Genomic DNA, 20,479 nt, shown 5'->3' with positions numbered 1-20,479 from the left:
GGAGATATCCTCATGAATCAAAAAGACCCCTACAGCCTCACCGACCAGGAGCCGGAAGAAGATACCCAGGAAGGCAAATATCTGACTTTCGTGCTCGGAGACGAAGATTACGGTCTCGCCATTCGGTACGTGACCGAAATCATCGGCATTCAAAAGATCACGCCGGTGCCCGATCTGCCCGGCTACATCAAGGGCGTGATCAACCTTCGCGGCAAGGTCATACCGGTGATGGACGTGCGCCTGCGGTTCCGCATGGACCCGCGCGACTACGACGCCAGGACCTGCATCGTGGTGATTCACGCCGAGGAGACCACGGTCGGCCTGATCGTGGACACCGTGTCCGAAGTTCTGGAGATCGATGCCGAACAAATCGAGGAAGCTCGCCAGGTGCGTGGCGGTTATGGAAACCAGTTCATGCACGGGATGGGCAAGGTCGGCGATCGCGTCAAGATCCTCCTCGATGCCGAGGCATTGCTTTTCAAGGACACGACGGATATCAAACAGATGGCAGGAAGCGCCCCAGAATGACCCTTTTCCCCACGATCACGGACGTGATTCCACAACGATTCCCGATCCCGCGGCAGACCCCCCCGCATCTCCGCAGTTTGTCCACGCGTTATCGGTGCTCATTTTCGCATCGGTCAGCCGGCATCGTTCGGCAGTTCGAGCAGAGCGGTTACAGCAAAAAGAGGAGGACATCATGAACCAAGGCTCCGCGACTGTAGATTTTGCAGTTTTGTTCGCCGAGCTACCCATCGCGACCTTTGCCGTCGACGCCGCCGCCAAGGTCGTCGCTTGGAATCAGGCCTGCACGACGTTGACCGGAAAGGCACCGGAAACCGTTGTGGGTAAAAAGGCTTGGACGGCTTTCTATTCCAAACGCAAGAGTACGCCGGTGGATCAGGCACTGCGCGATGCGGAAACCGTCGAGGAAGTGCTCGAATGGGGCAGCACCACCAATCCGCGTAGCGCGACCATGCGCGTGGTACCGACCCTCGACGAAGAGGGCGAACCCCAGGGAGCGGTCGTGACGCTCGCCAGTGCCGAGCAGAGCTCGGAAACCAGCCTCGAGGCCACCCGCATGCGGTCTTCGGTCACGGGCTCCGGCACCGCCATGATGATGGTCGATCGCGATCTCGTCATCACCTACATCAACCCCGCCACCGACAAGATGCTGCGCAAGCACCTGCCCGTCTTTCAGGCGGCCTACCCGGGATTTTCGCTGGAGAACATGGTTGGCACCTGCATCGACCGTTTCCACGAGGATCCCAGTCACCAGCGCAAGATCCTCAACGACCCCAGTAACCTGCCCTACATCACCGACATCCGGGTGGCCCATCTCATCTTCAACCTCCAGGTCACCGCCATGGTCGACGATCAGGGGGAATACATCGGCAACACCCTGGAGTGGTACGATGTCACCGAGGTTCGGGCCAGGGAAGATCAGGTCTCCCGACTGTACTCCTCGGTCACGGGTTCCGGCACCGCCATGATGATGGTCGATCGCGATCTCGTCATCACCTACATCAACCCCGCCACCGACAAGATGTTGCGCAAGCACCTGCCCGTCTTTCAGTCGGCCTATTCGGGATTTACGATGGAGGGACTGGTCGGCTCCTGCATCGACCGTTTCCACAAGAATCCCAGCCACCAACGCCAGATCCTCAACGACCCCAGCAACCTGCCGTACACCACCGACATCCAGGTGGCCCATCTCATCTTCAATCTCCAAGTCACCGCCATGATCGACGACAAGGGTGAATATTTCGGCAACACCCTGGAGTGGTACGATGTCACCGAGGTTCGGGCCAAGGAAGATCAGGTCTCCCGACTGTACTCCTCGGTCACGGGTTCCGGCACCGCCATGATGATGGTCGATCGCGATCTCGTCATCACCTACATCAACCCCGCCACCGACAAGATGCTGCGCAAGAACCTGCCCATCTTCCAATCGGTCTTTCCGGGATTTTCCCTCGAGAACCTGATCGGCACCTGCATCGACCGTTTCCACAAGGACCCCGAACACCAGCGCCGCATTCTCGCCAATCCCGACAACCTGCCCTATACCGCCGACATCCAGGTCAAGAACCTGATCTTCAACCTTCAGGTCACCGCGATGATGGACGAGAAGGGCGAGTACATCGGCAACGCGCTCGAGTGGTACGACGTCACCGAAACCCGCGCTCGGGAAGACGAGATCTCGCGCCTGACTTCGGCGGTCGAGGGCTCGGGTACGGCCGTCATGACCGTGGACCGCGACCTGATCATCCGCACCATCAACCCCGCCTCGCTCCGATTGCTGCGCAAGCATCAGTCGCATTTCCAAAGTGCCTTCCCCGGTTTCGATCCCGATAACATGATCGGCACCTGTGTCGACAAATTCCACGTGAAGCCGGAATACCAACGGGGCATCCTGAACAACCCCGACAACCTGCCCCACAGCGCGGACATCCAGGTCGGGCCGATGATCTTCGAGCTCAACGTCTCGGCCATGTTCGACGGCAACGGCGAGTACATCGGAAACTCACTGGAATGGCAGGACGTGACCGAGGCCCGCGAGAAAGCCACCCGGGTGCGCTCACTGGAATCGATGATCGAAGGGGCCGCCACCAATTTGATGATGTGCGACAAGGAATTCCGCATCACCTATTGCAACCCGGCGGTCACGCAGTTGCTGACCAAATACCAGTCCCAGCTTCGCCAGATCTTCGCCAGTTTCGATGCATCCCGCCTGCTGGGGACCTGCATCGATATTTTCCACAAGAATCCGGCCCACCAGCGTTCCATACTCGGCGACCCGCGCAACCTGCCCTACAAGTCGGAAATCACGGTCGCCGGTCTCGAATTCGGACTGAACGCCACCGCCCTGTACGACGATTCGGGAGACCTCATCGGCAACGCCGTGGAGTGGGTCGACTACAACGACCGCAGCGTCTATCGCGACGAGGTCAACACGGTGATCGAATCCTGCACGAACGGCAACCTCCGCCGTCGGGGTTCGACGGAGCACCTTTCGGATGTGTTCCGCCCCATGATGGAAGGCATCAACAACATCATCGACGCGATCGTGGCCCCCATCAGCGACCTGAAGGAAAAACTGGAGAGCGTTTCCGCCGGTGACCTGACGGCCTTCATTACCAGTGACTACCAGGGCGACCACGCCGCCCTCAAGGATTCGCTGAACCAGACCCTGGAATCGCTCAACGACATTCTGAGCAAGGTACGGGTCACCTCGGAGCAGGTCAATACCGGTGCCCGTCAGGTTTCGGATGCCAGCCAGAGTCTCTCCCAGGGCGCGACCGAGCAGGCCGCGGCGCTGGAACAGATCACCGCTTCCATGGCGGAGATGGCATCGCAGACCAAACAGAACGCCGAGAACGCCACCCAGGCCAACCAATTGGCGGCCCACTCCCGCAAGAGTGCGGAGAGCGGCAACAGCCAGATGAAGGAAATGCTGGAAAGCATGAAGGAAATCGACGAATCCAGCAAAAACATCTCGAAGATCATCAAGGTCATCGACGAGATCGCCTTCCAGACCAACTTGTTGGCCTTGAACGCCGCGGTCGAGGCGGCTCGTGCCGGAGTTCACGGCAAGGGCTTCGCGGTCGTCGCCGAGGAGGTACGCAACCTCGCGGCCCGCAGCGCCAACGCGGCCAAGGAGACCACCGCACTGATCGAAGAATCCATCAAGAAGGTCAACCAGGGCACTTCGATCGCCGGTCAAACCGCGACGGGCCTGACCGAAATCGTCGAGGGCATCACCAAGGTGACCGACCTGGTGGCCGAAATCGCCGCGGCCAGCAACGAGCAGGCGCAGGGCATCGCCCAGGTCAACAAAGCCCTGGGTCAGTTGGAGCAGGTCACCCAACAGAACACCGCCAACGCCGAACAGAGTGCGGCGGCCAGTCAGCAGTTGTCGAGCCAAGCCGTGCAGCTCAACGAACTCCTGACGAAATTCAAACTCAAGAAGAAGGAAGTCCCCGAAATCGGCGGAAACCTGTCACCGGAGATGATGCAGGCCTTCAAGCAGTTCATGGCGCAGCAGATGGGTGTGTCCACCGCGGCCGGTATCGCTCCGGGTCCGGCAGCCAGCCCCGCTCCCGTGAGTACGGGCTACGGCTCGCCGGTGAACTCGCAGAACGTCAACTACGGGTCCAGTCCGGCGCCCCACAAGGGCAGCAGCCTGGATCCCAACAAAATCATCTCCTTGGACGATTCCGAATTCGGTAAATACTGAAACCTGGCGGAGTCGGGGTCCACACCCGGCTCCGCACATCACCAACCGAAGAATCCCGGTCGAAGGCCGCGCACGCTCCAGCCGGTTATCGAAGCGCCCGCTCAAAAACGATAGGGCCGGCGCATCAGCAAGGTAAAAAAGAAAGGTGCCCCGATCAAAGAGGTCACGACTCCGACGGGCAAGCCGGACGGCGCCAGAATCAACCGCGCGATAAGGTCGCAAATCACCAGCAGGATGCCCCCGCCGAGGAAGGTGACAGGAATCAGGTCGCGGTGATCGCTGCCCCAGACCAAACGCGCCACATGGGGTGTGACCAGGCCGACGAACCCGATCGGGCCCGTCACGCTGACGATCACCGCCACCATGATCGAAACCAGCACGACCAAGCCCCGTTTCGTGGTGGGCACCGCCAGGCCGCGGGCATGGGCCAGGTCATCGCCGAGCAACAGCAGGTTCAAGTGGCGGCGATAGAGGAAGATCAAGGCGCAACCCGACAATACGACGGGCGCCAGGTAACCTACCTCGCGATAGCCCGCCACCGAAATGCCGCCCAAAAGCCAGCGAATGATTTGAAAGGACTGATAAAACGAGGCCAGTGACTGAATCAGCATCAGAAGGCTCGAGAAAAAGAAGCTGACCGCCACGCCGGCCAGAAGCATCACGTGGCGCTGATGGCCCATGCGGGTCTGGCTGAAGACCAATATCAGGATGACCGAGGTGGTGGCGCCCAAAAGCGCGCCGCTCATCACCCCGAATCCGGTGGCCAGTCCCGACATGCCGCCCAGGTAGATGGCGAAGGCGGCGCCGCAAGCCGCCCCGCTGGAAACACCGAGCGTGTAGGGCGTCGCCAACGAGTTGAGGAACAAGGCCTGGAACACCATCCCACAACTTGCCAACCCGGCTCCGGCGAGAAACGCGACGCAGACTCGCGGCACGCGCAGGTTCCAGAAGATCTGGTAGCCGGTACTCTCGGGATTGAAGATTTCCGCCAGGGGCAGGTGCGTGACACCCAACAGCGAACCCGCCAGCGCGGCGACCGTCAACAGGCCACAAAGGCCGGCCAAATGCCAGAGACGAACCTGGCGTCGACCCGAACCAAGGCGCGTCGCACCTGCTCCGGTGGTTCGAGCGGTGGAGCTCGCGTCGCTCGGATCGTCCTGCGAACCTGCTTTCGTCGCCTGAGAAGTCTGCGCCATGTATGAGTCTCCAACCGTTAACGACGGAATGTCGCGCGATGCTCCGGAATCGATCCGCTCGGGGAGGTCGCGAGGTATCGGCCGTCCATGCTCACCGGAACACCATCTATCAATAGATATGAACCCGACCGGGCCCCAAATGCCCGCCACCGGGTCCGTTCAGTCGTCACCTTCGAGGTCCGGCTGTCGGGCAGCGCGCCATCAGCCGTGGAACTGATCGATCAGGGAACACCAGGTGTGCCAAATCCATTGCTGCGCTTCTTGGATGCGCGGTGTGTTCTGGGAGGGGACGAGCAGGACGATATCGGCCAGGTCCTTCATTTTGCCACCGCTTTTGCCCACCAGGGCCACGGTGGTGACGCCCAGGGCTTTGGCGCTCTCGAGCGCACGAACCAGGTTCTCGCTGTTGCCGCTGGTGCTGATCCCGATGAATACGTCGCCGGCCTTGCCCAGTCCTTCGACCTGGCGGCTGAACACCTGATCGTAGCCGTAGTCGTTACCCACCGCGGTGAGGATCGAGGTGTCGGTCGTCAAGGCGATCGCCGGCAGGGCGCGTCGCTCCATCATGTAGCGACCCACCAGTTCCGCGGCGAAGTGTTGCGCATCGGCCGCGGATCCGCCGTTCCCGGCGACCAGGATCTTGTTGCCGCGCTCCATGCAGGTCCAGAGCTGTCGTCCCACCGCGACGACTTCACCCAACAGGGATTGCCGGACCTCTTGAAAAAGGGCGATGTGTTCGTCGATATCCGCGGCCAATTTGGTTTCCATAGTTCTTTCCTCTCTGACGCCCAAGATCGAGGATCCCGGGATAAAACCTGTGGCGCGGTCGAAATGACATGGCCAAAAAACCGGGCGCCGCACTCCGACCGCAACTCGGCTCCCATCATACCCGCTCGCGGCCCCCGGTTGAAGCGGGCTCTGGAAAAAGGCATCGGCCAGCGGCATCGTCGGAATGGGACTCGGGTGGCGGCTCCGATGGCGGAGCGAATCCACTTTTGCAGATTCGCCAACATCATTAAAAATTCGCAAACCCACCTTGCGCTTTTCGACAAGCCTGGTCCGAGACGTGCGCCGGTATGCTGGCGCCGAATCCGCTAAAAACGCACAAACAAAATAAATACAGAGACTTACACACACAATCCCGGCTTGGCAATGGCTTTGCAATTCGCCGTCTGTGTCGCGAAATAGCCTAGGAGGAACATATGGGTATTTTTTCTAGAATCAGTGAGATCATCAACTCGAACGTCAACGCCATGCTCGACAAGGCCGAAGACCCCGAGAAAATGGTGAAGTTGATGATCCACGAGATGGAAGATACTTTAACTGAAGTCAAATCATCGGCTGCCGAGGTTGTCGCCGACAGAATCCGCACCACTCGCCTGCTGGAAAACGAAACCAAACGCCAGCAGGAGTGGGCCACCAAAGCACAGTTGGCCGTGAAAAAGGGACGAGACGATCTGGCTCGCGAAGCGCTGGAACAGAAACTGGACAGCGAGCGCAAGTGCCAACACTACAAGAAGCGGCTGGACGAGGTCGATGTCCTGGCCTCTCAGTACCAAAGCGACATCTCGCGCCTCGAAGAGAAGTTGGCCAACGCCCGCGCCCGCCAGCGCATGCTCATCGCCAGCCATCAGAGCGCGGTGACCCGTCGCCGGGTCGAAGAGAAGATCTACAAGCTCAACACGACCGGCGCTTTCGCCAAATTCGAAAACTACGAAAAGCGCATCGACCGCTTCCAGGCCGAAGCGGAAGTCATGAGCATCAGCAACAACTCGCTCGAAAAGAAATTCGTCGATCTCGTCCACGGCGAAGAAATCGAAGCGGAGTTGCAGCGCCTGAAAGGTGTCGAGAACGGCGAGAACGCCAGCGAGCTGCCCAGCCGGTTCGAAACCACCTCCGACCCCATCGACCCCAAGCCGGATCCCTTCGCCGAGGAAGCCAAAGCGGCCCCCGCCAAAAACGCGAGCTGATCCTACGCCTTCCCATAGCCGTACAACACCTCGGGGAGAGGGGCGGCTCAGGAGCCCTTTTTCTCCCGAACAACCGTAAGAATCGAAAAAGCTTCGAGATCGCGCGGCATCCGAGCGGATGCCATCCACTTACCGGACGGATCCGCGCCGGTCCGATCGCCCGAAATGCTTTTGCCGAATCAGGCACCGAACGGCGTTCACCAACACAAGTCAAAGGATCGCTTGCAAGCAGAGTTGAAGATCGGAGGGGACCATGAACGAATCTTTCATTCCCATCGTGGTGCTATTCATTACACCCGTCACCATTCTCTTTATGTGTTTTACCTACAAAATCATCAATCGCGTGCTGGACGCACGCATCCCCCATACCGCCAAAAACGCCGAGAAACCCGGCAAACAGAAGATCAAAACTTTTTCCGCTGAAGACCAAAACGAACTTCGGGCTCGCGCCGAAAACCTGCAACGGCGCCTGGCGAACCTCGAAGAAATCCTGAAGGGCCACACGGAGCCGCGCTATCAGGAGTCGCAAGGGAAGGTGTCCTCATGAAAAAAGTAGTCGAAACCATCCTCGTCGTCGCCGCCGTCCTATTGGCCATCTGGTTGGCCGGAGCCGTTTTCAGCGTCGGTGTCAATCTGCTGCACCTGGTGGGCAGCATCTTCGCCATGGTAATCCACTTTCTCTTCAGCAAAAGTGTGCTGACCCTGGTTCTCGTCGGGACGATCATCTATTTTATGGTTAACCCCAAAAAGTTGAAACGAAATGGGTACCACTCCTGAGTGGACGACGTTCGCAAAGGCATCCCACTTCGACGTGAACCTTCGATGAATGAAAAGACATATAGATGAAGGAGCTTTCCCATGGCATTCAGCACAAGTAATCGCTCGTATCACAAAACGGCGTTCAGGGGGTTTGGCCGCGCCTGCCCTTACGGTAACCGGCGCATCCCGCGTTCCAGAAACGATCGGTGGTTGGCGGGCGTTTGTGGCGGCTTGGCCGCAGCGTTCAACCTGTCGCCGACAGTGTTGCGAGTCGGCATCATCATTTCGCTCATTATTTGGCCCGTCTTTCCCTTGGTCTTTATTTCCTATATCGCCCTGGCGCTGTGGATGGCACCGGGCACCTCGTCTTCGATGAGCGCTTCCGAAAGCGATTACCTTAGCGACATGCCTCGTTGGCAGGACTACAAGACCCCGGACGAGGCTCTCTGCGAATTGAATCACCAATTCGAAACCATCGAGGAACGCATTCGCGGCCTGGAGGATCTGGTCACCTCCAAGGAATTCATTTTGAACAAGAAATTCGAAAACCTCTGATCGGCCTCACGCGACGTCCATAGGGTTTCCTCGATACGGGTTCAGGTAATCCGATCGAGCGATCCGCGTCTTTTCTTACCTTCGATCAAGCCATGGAAAGTTCCCACGAGTGACCGGTCGCTGCGACGGCCGGTCCGCACGATCACCGAATGGAAGCTCGGGCTTCGCTGCCGGCGCGTCCATTCACGCCAATTCCCTCCGTTGTGCCGGTCGCATCCCCGTCCCTGAGACCGGGATGCGTCTCACGGCATCGCCTGTTCCAACTTCGAGCCGAGGATTTCCTCGGCTTTTTTTGTGCCCAAAAACGAAGGAACCGGCCTCACCGAAAGCCGGGGCCGGAGGTCGCAACCCCTGTCCCGTCAACCGGCAACCAGGGCAGTCAAACGCGGAGTTTGGATCCTGGGCATCTCAGAAAAACCACCGAAACGCGCCCGATCATGCCTCACCGCGGAAGGCGGCGTCAGATGCGGCAGGGGTTCAGGTTTCGGGTCTCGGCAGCGAACAAATGCCGAATGACGAGCCGAAACCCGATGCCTGATCGCTTTATTGGACCGTAGTCGGTGCGATTTTCCGGTACGAGACCGCAGCTTCCGGAAGCGCCCAGGGTGAGCCCCGAATCGAGCGGTACCTCGATCACGACACCAACTTTTGCGAAAATCCCAAACCGCCGTTGGCATACCAGGTATGGAATTCGGCCATTTTGACAAACCAGTGCCCCCACACCTTCACCAAACCTACTTTTTCGGGTTCCGTGAAGGCCTCCACACGCGCCGCCCAACTCTCGAAGTCGAAAGCCAAAATCCGGGCGACGTCGCGTAAAAGGAAGACCGCATCCGTTTCCAATAACCGCTCGGGATCCCAATTTTCGAAATCATCCTCATCGAAAAAGATCAATTCCAGCGATTCGGGGGCGCATACTTCCAGCTTACTGGCGTTCGTCATCTCCGTTCTCCTCTCTTCACGATGATGAGCGGGTCCATTGAAACCCGTGTCCGTGGATGGTCTCTTTCGAAATACACGAAGCAAGACGGAGGAGAAAGACGAAAATACTGGCCCTCCAAGCAAGAATGGTCTTTTATGCCAAAAATACTGGTGTCCTTTGTTAAAATGCTGGCGTTCCGAAGACCTTGGCACGTTTTTTTTCGCATGTAGGATCACCCGATGCTGATATGGGTTCACCCTACGTCCGAGGCCAGCTCAAAAATATTCCATGCCCCAGTTAGGCTCACGTCAGGGACCCTCCCCGTTATAACCTATTCGATGGTGGTCGGTTTCGCCGGCATCGCCGCGTCGCATTCACAAACGGCAGGGCCCTACCCGCAACCTGACAGGCCTCCTACCGGAGACGAGAACCGTGAACACGAAAACCGCGATGATGGCCGTCATTGTCATTCAGGCTTTGGCCATTGCCTATTTGATCGGGCTTCAACAGGGGAAGCATACCGCGCCGGGCACCACGGCCGGCAACCCGTCGGACCCCGAATCCAAAGTCATGACCACCCTTTCGCCCCAAGAAGCGGATCGCCATTACAAGGAAGGCATGCGCCTGCTGGACGAACGCGGCGCCGTCGAAGCCGAAACCTTCTTTCAGCAGCATTTCGATCGAACCGGCCACCTGAAGATGCTGTACGGCAAGGCCTGGATCAAATTCATCCGCAGCGAACCGAAAGCGGCACGGGAATTGGCCGAATACATCCTCTCGCATCATCCGGAGGAACGTCTGTCGGCCCACTGCGCCTATCTGCTGGGCTATATCCACATCAACGAGCAGCGCCCCGCGGAGGCGAAGCGTTATTTCTCGCGTGCCCAGACGATTTACGACCAGCTCGGCATCGGTCACAACGCCTTCAAGGCCCGACTGGGCCTCGCCGGCGTCCTGCTGATGAATCGCCAATACGTGGAAGCCGACCAGTTGCTGAACGTGGCCATGGATTCGGCCAAAAACGCCGGCATCACCCATTTCGGCCACTTTTTCCACCTCAAGGCCCGGGCCTCTTTCGGGCTCGGCAACCTCAAGGCCGCCATCGACTTCAGCGAGCGTGAACTGGCCGAGTATCAACGGATTCGCGATCAGGTCAATATCGGCGTCGCCCTGGGTGACGTGGGCTTTTTCTACGGGCTGACCGGCCGCATCCGCGAGAGCGAGCAAGCCACGGCCGAGGCCGAGCGGATTTTCGAGAAGCAGCGGGCCAAAGACAAGATCATACAAACACGCATCAACAAGATCATCATCGGCAAATGTCGGCAGGAAGGTGTCGCCGAATTGATCGAAGAGGTGCGCAGCTATATCGCGCGCTCAAATGACCCCTACGCGCAAGAAATGCTGGAGTACGTTCAGACCTGGGACTGCTCCGGTTGATTCACCGCTGACGAACCCCCGCGGGTTCGCTTCGGTTACATCCAGGGAGGTCAACCTTGACGACGATACAAGGTGATCGTGGTGTCCTTGCCGCGGTCTACCAAAACCCCAACCCACGAAATGCGGCCACCGACGTGGCGGCAGATCGAAACCAGCCAGGGCTCGGCGCGGATCGCATCGAGTTGAGTTCGGCATCGGAGACGCTGGCCAGATCGGCCGTGTCACCGGACCCCGATCCACCCGACCGGGTTCGAACCGGCACGCAGGCGGGGAGCTACCGACCTGACGGCCTCGTCGGTCCGGATCCCGATCCACCCGATCGCGCGCGAACCGAAGAGCAAACCCAAGGAGATCAAAGAGCCGGCGACCTGCTCGGAGCGGATCCCGATCCGCCCGACAACCGTGGTCGCATCTCCCTGTTCGCCTAGCGACATCAGGGAACCTGCGGCAAGACCCGCATCGACATGGCAGTACCAGCCCCTTCCCTTTCGGGAACGGTCGGTTCGGACAGGGAACCCCCGGCGGGTTCCAGCGTCAGCCTGCCGATACCGGAATCGATGGACGTCTGGTTGAGTTCAAGTAGGTCGTCAGCCCTCGGCGTAGGGAACCACACGGCCAGAACGGGATGATTGTGTCTGGTAACCACATCTCGTTCCCGGGGTGATTCCGCATCGCCGCTTCCAAAGCCAAACACAATCACGACAAGACTTAGAATGAGACACAGCGTGCGCTGCGGTGATCGCCGACCCATGCGGGTTCCTCTGAAAAAGCGGGAGCGCCTTCCCGAGGGGCGGGGTTCCGTTTCTGTCGGCGCCGGGCTTTCGTCCGGTTCGTGGCAGTGGACCAACCAAGCTCCGGACGGTGCTTCCGCACCCGCCTCCATCGAAGCGTTCGGTGCCGTGCGTTGGGGGGAGCCGACATCGTCGCACGCCCTGGTCGCCCGATCGGCAGTGCGATTCGGTTCAGGCCGGGAAGGACGCCTGGCTTCGCACTTTTTCTCCGGAACGCCCTCGACGTTGCCGAGTTCGTGTAAAGGCCGGTTTTCGACCGCCGCCTCCGCCGATGGCGGATCGCCCAATTCGCGGAAGGTTCCCACCTGGCCCATCTCCCAACGTCGCGCCAGGTGTAGGGTACCCGTGGGAACCATGGCCTTCCAGGCGCTGGCGGGCAAGCGACGGTCCAGCACCTCGGCCGAAGTTCGAGACCCGCCGCCGGCGCGAAGCTGGTGATGAAAGGCCGCCAACTTGACCAACAGCCGACCGCGGTGGGCGGCGCGGTGTGGGTCCAACGAGGAAGCCCGTTCGGCCAACTCGCGGGAGCTGTAGGATCTGGCTGGATTCAATCGCGAAATGGCGAGGGCGAGGCACAGGGCGTCGCGCAAGGCGTCGGCACCCGCGTGCCGGCGCCAGATGTCTCCGGCATAGGCCTCGACGCGGTGTCCATTGCGGCCGCGAACGAAACCGGTGCGGCCGTTGGACTCGCTGCGGTACCCCTTGAAGCTGTTGGAGCGCGCGAATTGAGCCAGCGTGTCGCGAATACGCCGGCTGTCGCGCTGGTGGCCGAGCGTCGCGATGGTGCTGGCCCCATAAAGCACGTCGTCCTCGAGCAGCACGATCAGGAAGGTCGTGTGCAGGTGCATCCGGGGCCCGATTTTTTTGGTTCCATTTGCCATGGCCATCGCCGCGCTCGCGATCAGTTTGCCGAAACCGTGCAAGACGCACCGAGCGCATGCGGTCCTGAAACGGTTTACCGGTGTCCCTCCATTCTAGTCGGGGCAAGGGTTTGGAACAATTTGGCCAAATCGGAGATCTTTATCAGAGTTTTTCGCACGACCTCCCCATGTTTTTCGGATCAAAGCTTTCCTTGGCGATCCTATTCGCGCATGAAAAAAGGCGGGTCAATGCCCGCCCTCCTGTAATACATTAGAAAGAATATCCTTGCTCCAAAGCCATAGAGATGTCGGGGGCAGGCCGTCGGTGACCGACTTCCCACCCGGACGAAATACTCGGTGGCCTCAGTGCCCGCCGACCTGAACTTCCGCACCCGATCCGATCAACCATTCCTTGATCGATTCGACCTGACGGTTCAGCACATCGGCGTTGTCGCCTTCCACCACCAGGCGCAACAACGGCTCGGTGTTGGATTTGCGCAGGCAGAACCACCAATCGGGAAAATCGATGCGAATGCCGTCGATGGTGTTCACGTCGCCGCCGGGGAATTTGACGGGCGCTTCTTCGATGAGGCGATCGGCCTCGGTGGTCTTGAAGTTGATTTCACCGGAGGGCACGTAGGTCTTGAACGGTGCGATCAGCTCGGAGAGAGGTTTGCCGGCCTCTTCCAGGATGTTCATGACGGTGGTCATGGTGTAGAAGGCGCTGTCGGCAAAAAAGAAATCCTTGAAGTAGAAATGGCCGGCCAACTCACCGCCGAAGGGACCGTCCATCTCGCGCAACTTGGCTTTCATGAAGGAGTGACCCACCCGGCAGAGAACCGGCGTGCCGCCATTGGCCTTGATCTGCTCGGCCACCACCTTGGAGCTGCGAATGTCGTAGATGATCGCGCCGGGCCCTTTCTTCTTGAGCATGTCGACCGCGATCAGGGTGGTCAAGATATCGGCCGGCACCACTTCGCCCTGATCATCCACGAAGAAGCAACGGTCGGCATCACCGTCGAAGGCCACCCCGAAATCCAGTCCCTGCGAGCTTACGGTTTCCCGCAGCTTGGCCAGGGTTTCGAAATCCAGCGGGTTGGCGAGGTGGTTGGGGAAGGTGAAATCCAGATCCCAATAGAGCGCCACGGCGTCCTGATCGACGGCCTTCAGAAAATCCCGAATCAGGAAGCCGCCCATGCCGTTGCCGCAATCGACGGCGAACTTGAAGGGGTGCCGCGACGCACTGGAATCGGCGAGAAACGCGATGTAATCGTCCTTGAAATCTTTTTCCGACAAAGAGCCGCGGGCTTCGTTTTTGTGGAGCGAGTCCTGCTGAATGGCCGCTTCCATGCGATCGATGCCTTCGGCATACCCGATCGGAATGGCGTCCTCGCGGCAAAACTTGATGCCGTTGTACTGGCCGGGATTGTGGGATGCGGTAATCATCGCCGCACCGTCGAATCCACCGCGAGAGCAGGCAAAATAAGACGTGGGCGTGGTGCACAGGCCCATGTTGACCACATGAGTGCCGCCGTCTCTGGCGCCATCGATAAATGCCGCCTGTAATTCCTCTGAGTGGGGACGGCCGTCGCGTCCGCACACGATGGTCTTGCCGGCTCCGATCAGATTGCTGTAGGCCAAGCCGATTTGATAGCCCATGTCCTTGTTGAGCGCGTCACCATAAACGCCACGAATGTCGTAGGCTTTGAAAATGCCCGCCATCTCTGGTCCCCTTTATCGTTTTTTTGTATTCTGAATACTGCGTTCAATCATTCGATGTGGATACCCGAAGTTTTTCACGGCCAGTATAGACGGCCGTCCTGGCCAACACAAGGGCCTTGGCTCGGCACGCTCTCCCCTACCGGGAAGCGAGACCACGGCTCGCCGAAGGGTCGGCCGTCCGACGTGAAACCAAGGGGCCCACTGGCGCGGAGGTGACCGTTCGTGAAGGAAAAATTACAGGACCTGCTGGAACGCGTCAAAGAATTCCTTCCACGCCTCAAAGAGCTGCCCGCGCTGTTGAAGGAAAAGGCTACCAACCTGGATTTCAAAGAGATCCTAGCCTCACTCCGCACCAAGGAGGGCATGCTTCGCTACGGACTGCCCGCCGCCGGGGTGGTGGTCGTCCTGACCTTGGGCCTTTGGCTCATGATCGGCGGAGACGACGATTCGCCTCCGGAGCCGACCGAAGCGCCCACCGAGTCGATCGCGGAGGCCGGATCGGGCGATCCCGATACAGCCTCACCGGCAAACCTGCCGCCACCTTCCGGAGCCTTTCTGCTGCAGCCGATGTGGCACTGGTCCCAAAGTGACCCGACCTTCCAGGGAACCGGCTTCCTGATTCGCGACGCCGAGAACGACCCGCTGGCACTCACGGCCGCACACTACCTGACGTTATCCCCCCATCCCCCCCGCCGGGTGACCTGGGCCGCGGTCAACGGCGGCCAGGTGGTCGGTACGGCGGATCACAGCCGGGGTGGCCTGGGCAAGGCCGGCGGCGGTGACCCGATCGACCTGCGCGAGGATCTGAGCATCTTTCCCTTGAGACGGGCGGAATCCGACGCCCCCATCCCCGCGGCCATGATCCTCACGCTCGATGAACGACCCGGGCCCGAGCTCGGCGAAGCGGTGTGGCTGCCCGACAAGGATTTCGAGAGCAGCATAGGCTACCGGTGGCGTGGCGGCACCGTCGCCAAGGTGGAGGAAGGGTTTATCGCGCTCGCGATGAGCGAGGCCCTGATCCCGGGTTCCCGAGCGGGGACGCCGGTATTCAGCCGGCGCACCGGCCATGTCATCGGCCTGGTTTCGCGCATCACAACGAACGAAGCACAAAAGACCGTCGCCTTCCTCACCCCGCTGGAGGCCATCAAACAGCGGCTTCGCACCCTGGATCAGGTTCCCTTGAACCCCAACGGACAACCCTGATCGCTCGGCCGCAACTCAGACACCGACCTCGACCACCGTAGCCTCGAGTGCGCGAACCAGCTCGTGAGGATTCAGGGCGACCAGGAATCCACGCTTGCCGCCGTTGATGTAGATCGTCTCGAAATCCAGAATGCGCTTTTCGAGATAGACCGGCATGCGTTTCTTGGTCCCGAAGGGCGAGGTTCCGCCCACCATGTAACCCGAATGGCGCTGCGCCACATCGGGCTTGCAGGGCTGCACCGCCTTGGTTTCCAGCAGGCGGGCCATGTTCTTGAGAGACACTTCGCGATCCCCGTTCATGAGCACGATCAACGGCTTTTTGGCGTCGTCCTCGAGAATCAGCGTTTTGACCACGCAATCTTCCGTAACGCCCAACTCCCGAGCGGAGACGGCGGTGCCCCCGCGCGCCTCGTAGCGGTAGAAATGGGGCTCGAAAGCGATGCCGTGTTTGCGCAGTTCGCGAATGGCGGCGGTGACGGGTACTTTCACGGTGACCTTCCTGTACAGTCGAAGCGTTCGCCATTGTCTACCAGATCGACACCGGCCTGGCAACCGGAGGGTTCGGCGAAGGCGAGGCCGAAACGGGAAAAACCCCTTTCAAACCAAAGGCTGAAAGGGGTTTCCCGGTGCGCTTCGAGCGCTTGGGGTCCCGCTCACCCGCCGGCTTTCACCGGCCAGGCGAGAGGAACGCGCGGTCTTAGTTGGACTGGGCGGTCAGGCTCGTGCCGGAGAAGGAAGAATAGGCGCGAACGCTGACATACCAGGTACCCGCTTGCGGGTTGTTGATGTTGCAGGTTTCGCTGTTGCCGGACAGGTAGGGGCGGCAATCGTAGCTGCTGGTAGTGGGTTGGGAGCCGAAGTTCACGTAGAGATCGGCATCGCCGGAACCACCGGAAATTTGGGCGGACAGCGAGGATGCGCCGGCAGCCACGTTGATGCTGTAGTGCAACCACTGTCCGGTGGAAGCGCCCAGGTTGGATTCGTTAATCTCGTCACCACCGGTGCCCGGATCGGTCCAGGAGGCGGTCAGGCTGACACCCGAGAAGGCGCTGTAACCACGCAGGCCCACGTAGTAGGTACCGGCCGAGGGGCTGGAGAAGGAGCAGGTTTCGTTGTTGCCGTTGCGGTAGGGGCGGCAGTCGTAGTCACTGGTGGTGGGCTCGGAACCGAAGTTCACGTACATGTCGGCATCGCCGGTACCGCCGCTGATGGCAACGCTCAGATCGGAAGCGCCAGCGGGGATGTTGATGCGGTAGTAGACCCAGGAGCCCTGGGCGCCGGACAGATCGGAAACGGTTTCGCCGTTGTCGATGACGTCATCGCCGCCGTCGCCGCCGTCACCACCGTCACCGCCGTCGCCGGAACCATCGTCGTAGTTGACGGTGATGGTTACGCCGGAGTAGGTGCTGTAGCCGCGTACACCGATGTAGAAGTCACCGGCGGCCGGGCTGGCCACGGTGCAGGTTTCGTTGTTGCCGCTCTGGTAGGGGCGGCAATCGTAAGCGGAAGTGGTGGGCAATTGACCGGCACGGGTGTACAGGTCGGCATCGCCGCTGCCGCCGCTGATGGCAACGACCAGATTGGAGGCGCCGGCAGGTACGGCGAGCTTGTAGAACTTGAAGGAACCGCTGGCACCGGAAATGGTCGCGGAGTAGCCGTTGGTGATGTCGGTGACATCGTCACCACCGCCACCGCCATCGAGGCTGATGTCGACGGCATTGAAGGCGGCCACAACGTCAGCGGCGGTGTAGCCGAGATCGTTGGCGGCATCCAGGGCGCCCTGGGCGCCTTGCTGGAAGTTGGTGCTGTTGGTCCAGTAGTCCATGTTGGCTTTCACGAAGATTTCGAACGCTTTACGAGTGTCCCAACCGTTGGTGCTGGCCAGGGTGTAGAAGGCCTTGTTGAAGACACCGGAGCTGAAATGTACGTCCATGCCGCTGGTGTAGTCGTTGGCGGAACCGATGGAGTTTCCGTCCTGGGGAGGATCGGCCATGTAGCGCAGGGCGCCACTGGATTTGAAGATCTGTGCACCGACCAGGAAGTCGTTGGTGCCGTTCATGAAAAACTCGGCAGCTTCACCGGCCATGTCGGAGAAGGCTTCGTTGATACCGCCGGACTGACCGGAGTAGGTCAGGTTGGAGTTCTGCTCGGTGAAACCGTGGCTGACTTCGTGAGCGGAAACGTCCAGGCTCACCAGGGGATAGAAGGTGTTGCGGCCGTCACCGAAGGTCATGGAGGAACCGTTCCAGAACGCGTTCTCGTAGTTGCTGCTGTAGTGAACGCGCATCGTCAACTGGAAGGTCAGCGGAGCGGTGTTGTACCACTGGGAATACATGTCGAAAACGACTTTACCGAAGTAGTGGGCGTCGTTCAGGGGAGAGTAGGCACCGTTGATTTGCTTGCGGGTGTTTCTGTAGCAGGCGTAGGAGTACGCCGAGCTGCCGCTGGTGCCGTGGTTGAGGTCGACGGTTTTGACGTTGGTGATGTCCATGCTGCAGTTGCTGCCGCTTTCGGATACTTCGAAAGCGGGGAAGTCGGTGCCGTACTCGTACTGACCGGTTTTTTCGTTACCACCGGGGCCGGTACCGTCGGCATGAGCCAGACCTTCGTACTCCATCAGGACTTCGCCGGTGTGGGCGTCGATCAAGATGGTGGGACGGGTCGGCTTTGCGGTAACCTGTCCGTCGAGGAAGAAGGAAACGTGATAGGCCAGCTTGGGCGTGCCGTCTTCCTGAACGAAGACAACCAGACGATTCACTTCGTTTTCCAGAATGGGACGACGGATGCCCTGGCGGCTGATGACGCCACGCAGCGCATTTTTGTAAACAGCCTCGGAAGCCAGGCCGGGCTCGACGGTCGCGAGTTCGGCGGCGATGCCGGTGACGGCCTGACCGTGCATCCGAACCACTTCACCATTGGCCTTGCGGGTCACGACGACTTGCTCGCCCCAGATGGGGACGCCGCGGTAGTACTGCTGATAGCGGGTATGGATCAAGTTGGCGGTGTTGTCGGTACGCTCGCGAACGACGGCGAGTTCGGAAACCGACTCATCCAGTCCAATCAGGCTTTCGAGGGAAGCCGATTGGAACTCATTGGCGGCACGAGAGATATCTCCGTGCTGACGAAGATCGACTTTTTCCGCTGCCAGCGCGAAAACGGTAAACAAGCAAGCTGCGACCACAAGGATCGACTTGCTCCAAGAACGATTCATTCTTGGATGATTCATTTTGTTCTCCTCTCTAAGATGATCGATATTTTCAGAAAATAATTAGGACTTCAGACCGAGAACTGCAGAATTCTTCTGCGAATCAAGGTTCTCAGCCTAAGAAAAGTACCAGCGATTTGAAAATCAGATGAGATGCGAGTTCTAGGATACTCACCGCGGTAAAGATGTCAACACATTTTCATTTACAAAATCGTTACATTGATCACTCTTTTTTAACCACCCCTCTCCAAACGGCTGATAAGCTTCAACTTTTCGAAGCCGTACGAACGGTCACAATTTTCTTTGAGGCCAGCAGTTCGCCCTGAAGCGCCATTGTGTGGCGGGTGGCGACAGCGGCTCATGCCCGTGCTTCCCGTCTGGTGTAAGATGAATAGAGGGACTGGACTTCCGGAGGACTCATGAGCCAACGCGAAAACAAGCTTCGCCTTTCCGACATCGCCTACGTGGTGCCGATCGTCATTTTTCTGGTGATCTTCCTGATCGCCCTGGGACCCTTCGTGTGGATGTGGCTGGCGCTTTCGCAAACCATGGGCGGTACCAAAGCCGGTCTTCTCATCGGCGGAATCGTCGCGGCCAGCCTGCTGGGTTGCGGGATCATCAAGTGGATGGACGGCAAGCCCAAAGGCCCACCCGAATGGAAGGCGATGGCCCTGATGATTTGCCTGCCGTTCGCGGGACCTCTTTGGTTCATGTTCGCCCCCAAGCGCAAGGAGACCCACTTGCATCTCGCGGTGGACCACACCGTTCAGGAGCCGAGAAAGCCCTGAAATCAGCCCGTTCACCAATGGCGCGCAGCCCGAACCGGATCTTGCTTTCCGGCTAAACCCGGCAGGCAAACGCCTTACGAGATAGACCAAGCCTCTCGAACGTGATATTTTCAACAGATACGCGATTCATCCTTTTTCCCGGGTCTTTTTTTCATTTCCGCGGTGGCCTTTTCCGGAATTCCGATTGTGGTTTGTGCTGATGAGCTCTCAATTGCAGCTTCAGATCGAAAACAAGTTCGAATCCATTCGTGAGCTTGCCGACCCGGTCGAGCGTTTCGCTCGAGACCACGGCTTGGACGAGCAAGGGACCATGTCCCTCAACTTGGCCATCGTGGAATGGGTGTCCAACATCATCAAGTACAGCTTCGACGACCACGGCGGGCACGTCATCGACGTTCGGCTCTCCCAGGACGACACGAAAGTCAAGGTCGACATCTTCGACACCGGCAAACCATTCGACCCGCTTCAGGCGCCGCCACCCGATTTAGACAGCGATATCGAGTCGCGTCCAGTGGGCGGCTTGGGCATTTACATCATCAAGACCGTGGCCGACGCCCTGCAGTACCGGCGCGAGTCGGGCAGAAATCACCTGAAGATGTGGTTTTCCAAAAGCAGGCAGGCAGATCGCCAGGCGGTGGACGAGGCGGGCACGGCCTGATTCGCGCCGATGGACCGGACCTGCGCGGTGCCGGTTCGGTGCGCCAGGGGTTCGCGAGATTCGGCCCGAGTTTTCGCCAGCGGGTCGCGCAACTGCCCGGGCATCGGTCCCGGTACCGTGCCGCTCATTTTTTGGTCGATCGGTCGAAGAGGTCACTTTGGCGACCTCGCTCGCAA

18 protein-coding genes are annotated in these 20,479 nt (G+C 59.5%); 11 read left to right on the top strand and 7 right to left on the bottom strand.

From position 1 onward, the window contains the following. Nucleotides 1–12 precede the first annotated feature (12 nt). Nucleotides 13–528 (top strand): chemotaxis protein CheW, encoded by a 516-nt coding sequence (locus J3U87_RS18670; protein WP_237377295.1) that lies wholly within the window; start codon nt 13–15, stop codon nt 526–528. 172 nt (nt 529–700) lie between these two features. Continuing rightward, nucleotides 701–4,237 carry a methyl-accepting chemotaxis protein gene (locus J3U87_RS18665; protein WP_237377294.1) on the top strand — a complete coding sequence of 1,179 codons (3,537 nt, stop codon included), beginning with the start codon at nt 701–703 and terminating at the stop codon, nt 4,235–4,237. Nucleotides 4,238–4,338: 101 nt separating this feature from the next. Here the strand turns inward: J3U87_RS18665 and J3U87_RS18660 are convergent, their stop codons facing one another. Next, complete coding sequence (locus tag J3U87_RS18660; protein ID WP_237377293.1) at nt 4,339–5,433, bottom strand: FecCD family ABC transporter permease; 1,095 nt, start codon at nt 5,431–5,433, stop codon at nt 4,339–4,341. Nucleotides 5,434–5,634: 201 nt separating this feature from the next. Continuing rightward, on the bottom strand, nt 5,635–6,201 hold the full coding sequence (gmhA, locus tag J3U87_RS18655; RefSeq protein ID WP_237377292.1) for a D-sedoheptulose 7-phosphate isomerase: 567 nt from the start codon (nt 6,199–6,201) through the stop codon (nt 5,635–5,637). 434 nt (nt 6,202–6,635) lie between these two features. Between gmhA and J3U87_RS18650 the strand changes: the two genes are divergently transcribed. The 4 genes from J3U87_RS18650 (at nt 6,636) to J3U87_RS18635 (ending at nt 8,717) form a co-directional block, all read left to right on the top strand. Then, nucleotides 6,636–7,403 (top strand): PspA/IM30 family protein, encoded by a 768-nt coding sequence (locus tag J3U87_RS18650; protein WP_237377291.1) that lies wholly within the window; start codon nt 6,636–6,638, stop codon nt 7,401–7,403. 253 nt (nt 7,404–7,656) lie between these two features. Then, on the top strand, nt 7,657–7,950 hold the full coding sequence (locus J3U87_RS18645) for a hypothetical protein (RefSeq protein WP_237377290.1): 294 nt from the start codon (nt 7,657–7,659) through the stop codon (nt 7,948–7,950). Further along, nucleotides 7,947–8,180 carry a hypothetical protein gene (locus J3U87_RS18640; protein ID WP_237377289.1) on the top strand — a complete coding sequence of 78 codons (234 nt, stop codon included), beginning with the start codon at nt 7,947–7,949 and terminating at the stop codon, nt 8,178–8,180. The genes J3U87_RS18645 and J3U87_RS18640 overlap by 4 nt, the downstream gene beginning before the upstream one ends. A gap of 81 nt (nt 8,181–8,261) precedes the next feature. Continuing rightward, nucleotides 8,262–8,717: a PspC domain-containing protein gene (locus J3U87_RS18635; RefSeq protein ID WP_237377288.1), complete on the top strand. Its 456-nt coding sequence runs from the start codon at nt 8,262–8,264 to the stop codon at nt 8,715–8,717. A gap of 633 nt (nt 8,718–9,350) precedes the next feature. Here J3U87_RS18635 and J3U87_RS18630 read toward each other — a convergent pair. Then, the gene (locus J3U87_RS18630) at nt 9,351–9,659 is read right to left on the bottom strand and encodes a hypothetical protein (RefSeq protein WP_237377287.1); all 309 of its coding nucleotides are present in this window, start codon (nt 9,657–9,659) and stop codon (nt 9,351–9,353) included. 412 nt (nt 9,660–10,071) lie between these two features. Here J3U87_RS18630 and J3U87_RS18625 point away from each other — a divergent pair, with 412 nt between their 5' ends. Together J3U87_RS18625 and J3U87_RS18620 are read left to right on the top strand one after the other, a co-directional pair. After that, on the top strand, nt 10,072–11,076 hold the full coding sequence (locus J3U87_RS18625; RefSeq protein ID WP_237377286.1) for a hypothetical protein: 1,005 nt from the start codon (nt 10,072–10,074) through the stop codon (nt 11,074–11,076). A 56-nt stretch (nt 11,077–11,132) separates the two neighbouring features. Then, nucleotides 11,133–11,504: a hypothetical protein gene (locus J3U87_RS18620; RefSeq protein WP_237377285.1), complete on the top strand. Its 372-nt coding sequence runs from the start codon at nt 11,133–11,135 to the stop codon at nt 11,502–11,504. A 5-nt stretch (nt 11,505–11,509) separates the two neighbouring features. Here J3U87_RS18620 and J3U87_RS18615 read toward each other — a convergent pair whose 3' ends face one another. Beyond that, entirely contained in the window at nt 11,510–12,748 is a 1,239-nt protein-coding gene (locus J3U87_RS18615) for a hypothetical protein (RefSeq protein ID WP_237377284.1), read from the bottom strand. Between the two features lie 342 nt (nt 12,749–13,090). After that, on the bottom strand, nt 13,091–14,449 hold the full coding sequence (locus tag J3U87_RS18610; protein ID WP_237377283.1) for a phosphomannomutase/phosphoglucomutase: 1,359 nt from the start codon (nt 14,447–14,449) through the stop codon (nt 13,091–13,093). A 222-nt stretch (nt 14,450–14,671) separates the two neighbouring features. Here J3U87_RS18610 and J3U87_RS18605 point away from each other — a divergent pair, with 222 nt between their 5' ends. Next, nucleotides 14,672–15,652, top strand: coding sequence for a flagellar basal body-associated FliL family protein (locus J3U87_RS18605; RefSeq protein WP_237377282.1), 981 nt, complete (start codon nt 14,672–14,674; stop codon nt 15,650–15,652). 15 nt (nt 15,653–15,667) lie between these two features. Here J3U87_RS18605 and ybaK read toward each other — a convergent pair whose 3' ends face one another. Together ybaK and J3U87_RS18590 are read right to left on the bottom strand one after the other, a co-directional pair. Continuing rightward, nucleotides 15,668–16,141 carry a Cys-tRNA(Pro) deacylase gene (gene ybaK, locus J3U87_RS18600; RefSeq protein ID WP_237377281.1) on the bottom strand — a complete coding sequence of 158 codons (474 nt, stop codon included), beginning with the start codon at nt 16,139–16,141 and terminating at the stop codon, nt 15,668–15,670. A gap of 208 nt (nt 16,142–16,349) precedes the next feature. Continuing rightward, nucleotides 16,350–18,878 (bottom strand): M4 family metallopeptidase, encoded by a 2,529-nt coding sequence (locus J3U87_RS18590; protein ID WP_272932381.1) that lies wholly within the window; start codon nt 18,876–18,878, stop codon nt 16,350–16,352. Nucleotides 18,879–19,276: 398 nt separating this feature from the next. On the opposite strand from J3U87_RS18590, the gene J3U87_RS18585 reads away from it, so the two are divergent. Both J3U87_RS18585 and J3U87_RS18580 read left to right on the top strand, forming a co-directional pair. Continuing rightward, nucleotides 19,277–19,645, top strand: coding sequence for a hypothetical protein (locus tag J3U87_RS18585; RefSeq protein ID WP_237377280.1), 369 nt, complete (start codon nt 19,277–19,279; stop codon nt 19,643–19,645). Between the two features lie 199 nt (nt 19,646–19,844). Next, nucleotides 19,845–20,303, top strand: coding sequence for an ATP-binding protein (locus J3U87_RS18580; RefSeq protein WP_237377279.1), 459 nt, complete (start codon nt 19,845–19,847; stop codon nt 20,301–20,303). The last annotated feature ends 176 nt before the right edge of the window (nt 20,304–20,479 follow it).

It is taken from the genome of Sulfidibacter corallicola (assembly GCF_017498545.1).
In the GTDB taxonomy this organism is placed as follows: domain Bacteria; phylum Acidobacteriota; class Holophagae; order Acanthopleuribacterales; family Acanthopleuribacteraceae; genus Sulfidibacter; species Sulfidibacter corallicola.
The sequence above is the reverse complement of the archived record's forward strand: the minus strand, read 5'-3'. Positions and strand labels throughout refer to the sequence as shown.

Coding starts and splice junctions, on each gene's coding strand:
- J3U87_RS18670 (WP_237377295.1), top strand. CDS start 13: ATGAATCAAAAAGACCCCTACAGCCTCACCGACCAGGAGCCGGAAGAA.
- J3U87_RS18665 (WP_237377294.1), top strand. CDS start 701: ATGAACCAAGGCTCCGCGACTGTAGATTTTGCAGTTTTGTTCGCCGAG.
- J3U87_RS18660 (WP_237377293.1), bottom strand. CDS start 5,433: ATGGCGCAGACTTCTCAGGCGACGAAAGCAGGTTCGCAGGACGATCCG.
- gmhA (WP_237377292.1), bottom strand. CDS start 6,201: ATGGAAACCAAATTGGCCGCGGATATCGACGAACACATCGCCCTTTTT.
- J3U87_RS18650 (WP_237377291.1), top strand. CDS start 6,636: ATGGGTATTTTTTCTAGAATCAGTGAGATCATCAACTCGAACGTCAAC.
- J3U87_RS18645 (WP_237377290.1), top strand. CDS start 7,657: ATGAACGAATCTTTCATTCCCATCGTGGTGCTATTCATTACACCCGTC.
- J3U87_RS18640 (WP_237377289.1), top strand. CDS start 7,947: ATGAAAAAAGTAGTCGAAACCATCCTCGTCGTCGCCGCCGTCCTATTG.
- J3U87_RS18635 (WP_237377288.1), top strand. CDS start 8,262: ATGGCATTCAGCACAAGTAATCGCTCGTATCACAAAACGGCGTTCAGG.
- J3U87_RS18630 (WP_237377287.1), bottom strand. CDS start 9,659: ATGACGAACGCCAGTAAGCTGGAAGTATGCGCCCCCGAATCGCTGGAA.
- J3U87_RS18615 (WP_237377284.1), bottom strand. CDS start 12,748: ATGGCAAATGGAACCAAAAAAATCGGGCCCCGGATGCACCTGCACACG.
- J3U87_RS18610 (WP_237377283.1), bottom strand. CDS start 14,449: ATGGCGGGCATTTTCAAAGCCTACGACATTCGTGGCGTTTATGGTGAC.
- J3U87_RS18590 (WP_272932381.1), bottom strand. CDS start 18,878: ATGAATCATCCAAGAATGAATCGTTCTTGGAGCAAGTCGATCCTTGTG.
- J3U87_RS18585 (WP_237377280.1), top strand. CDS start 19,277: ATGAGCCAACGCGAAAACAAGCTTCGCCTTTCCGACATCGCCTACGTG.
- J3U87_RS18580 (WP_237377279.1), top strand. CDS start 19,845: ATGAGCTCTCAATTGCAGCTTCAGATCGAAAACAAGTTCGAATCCATT.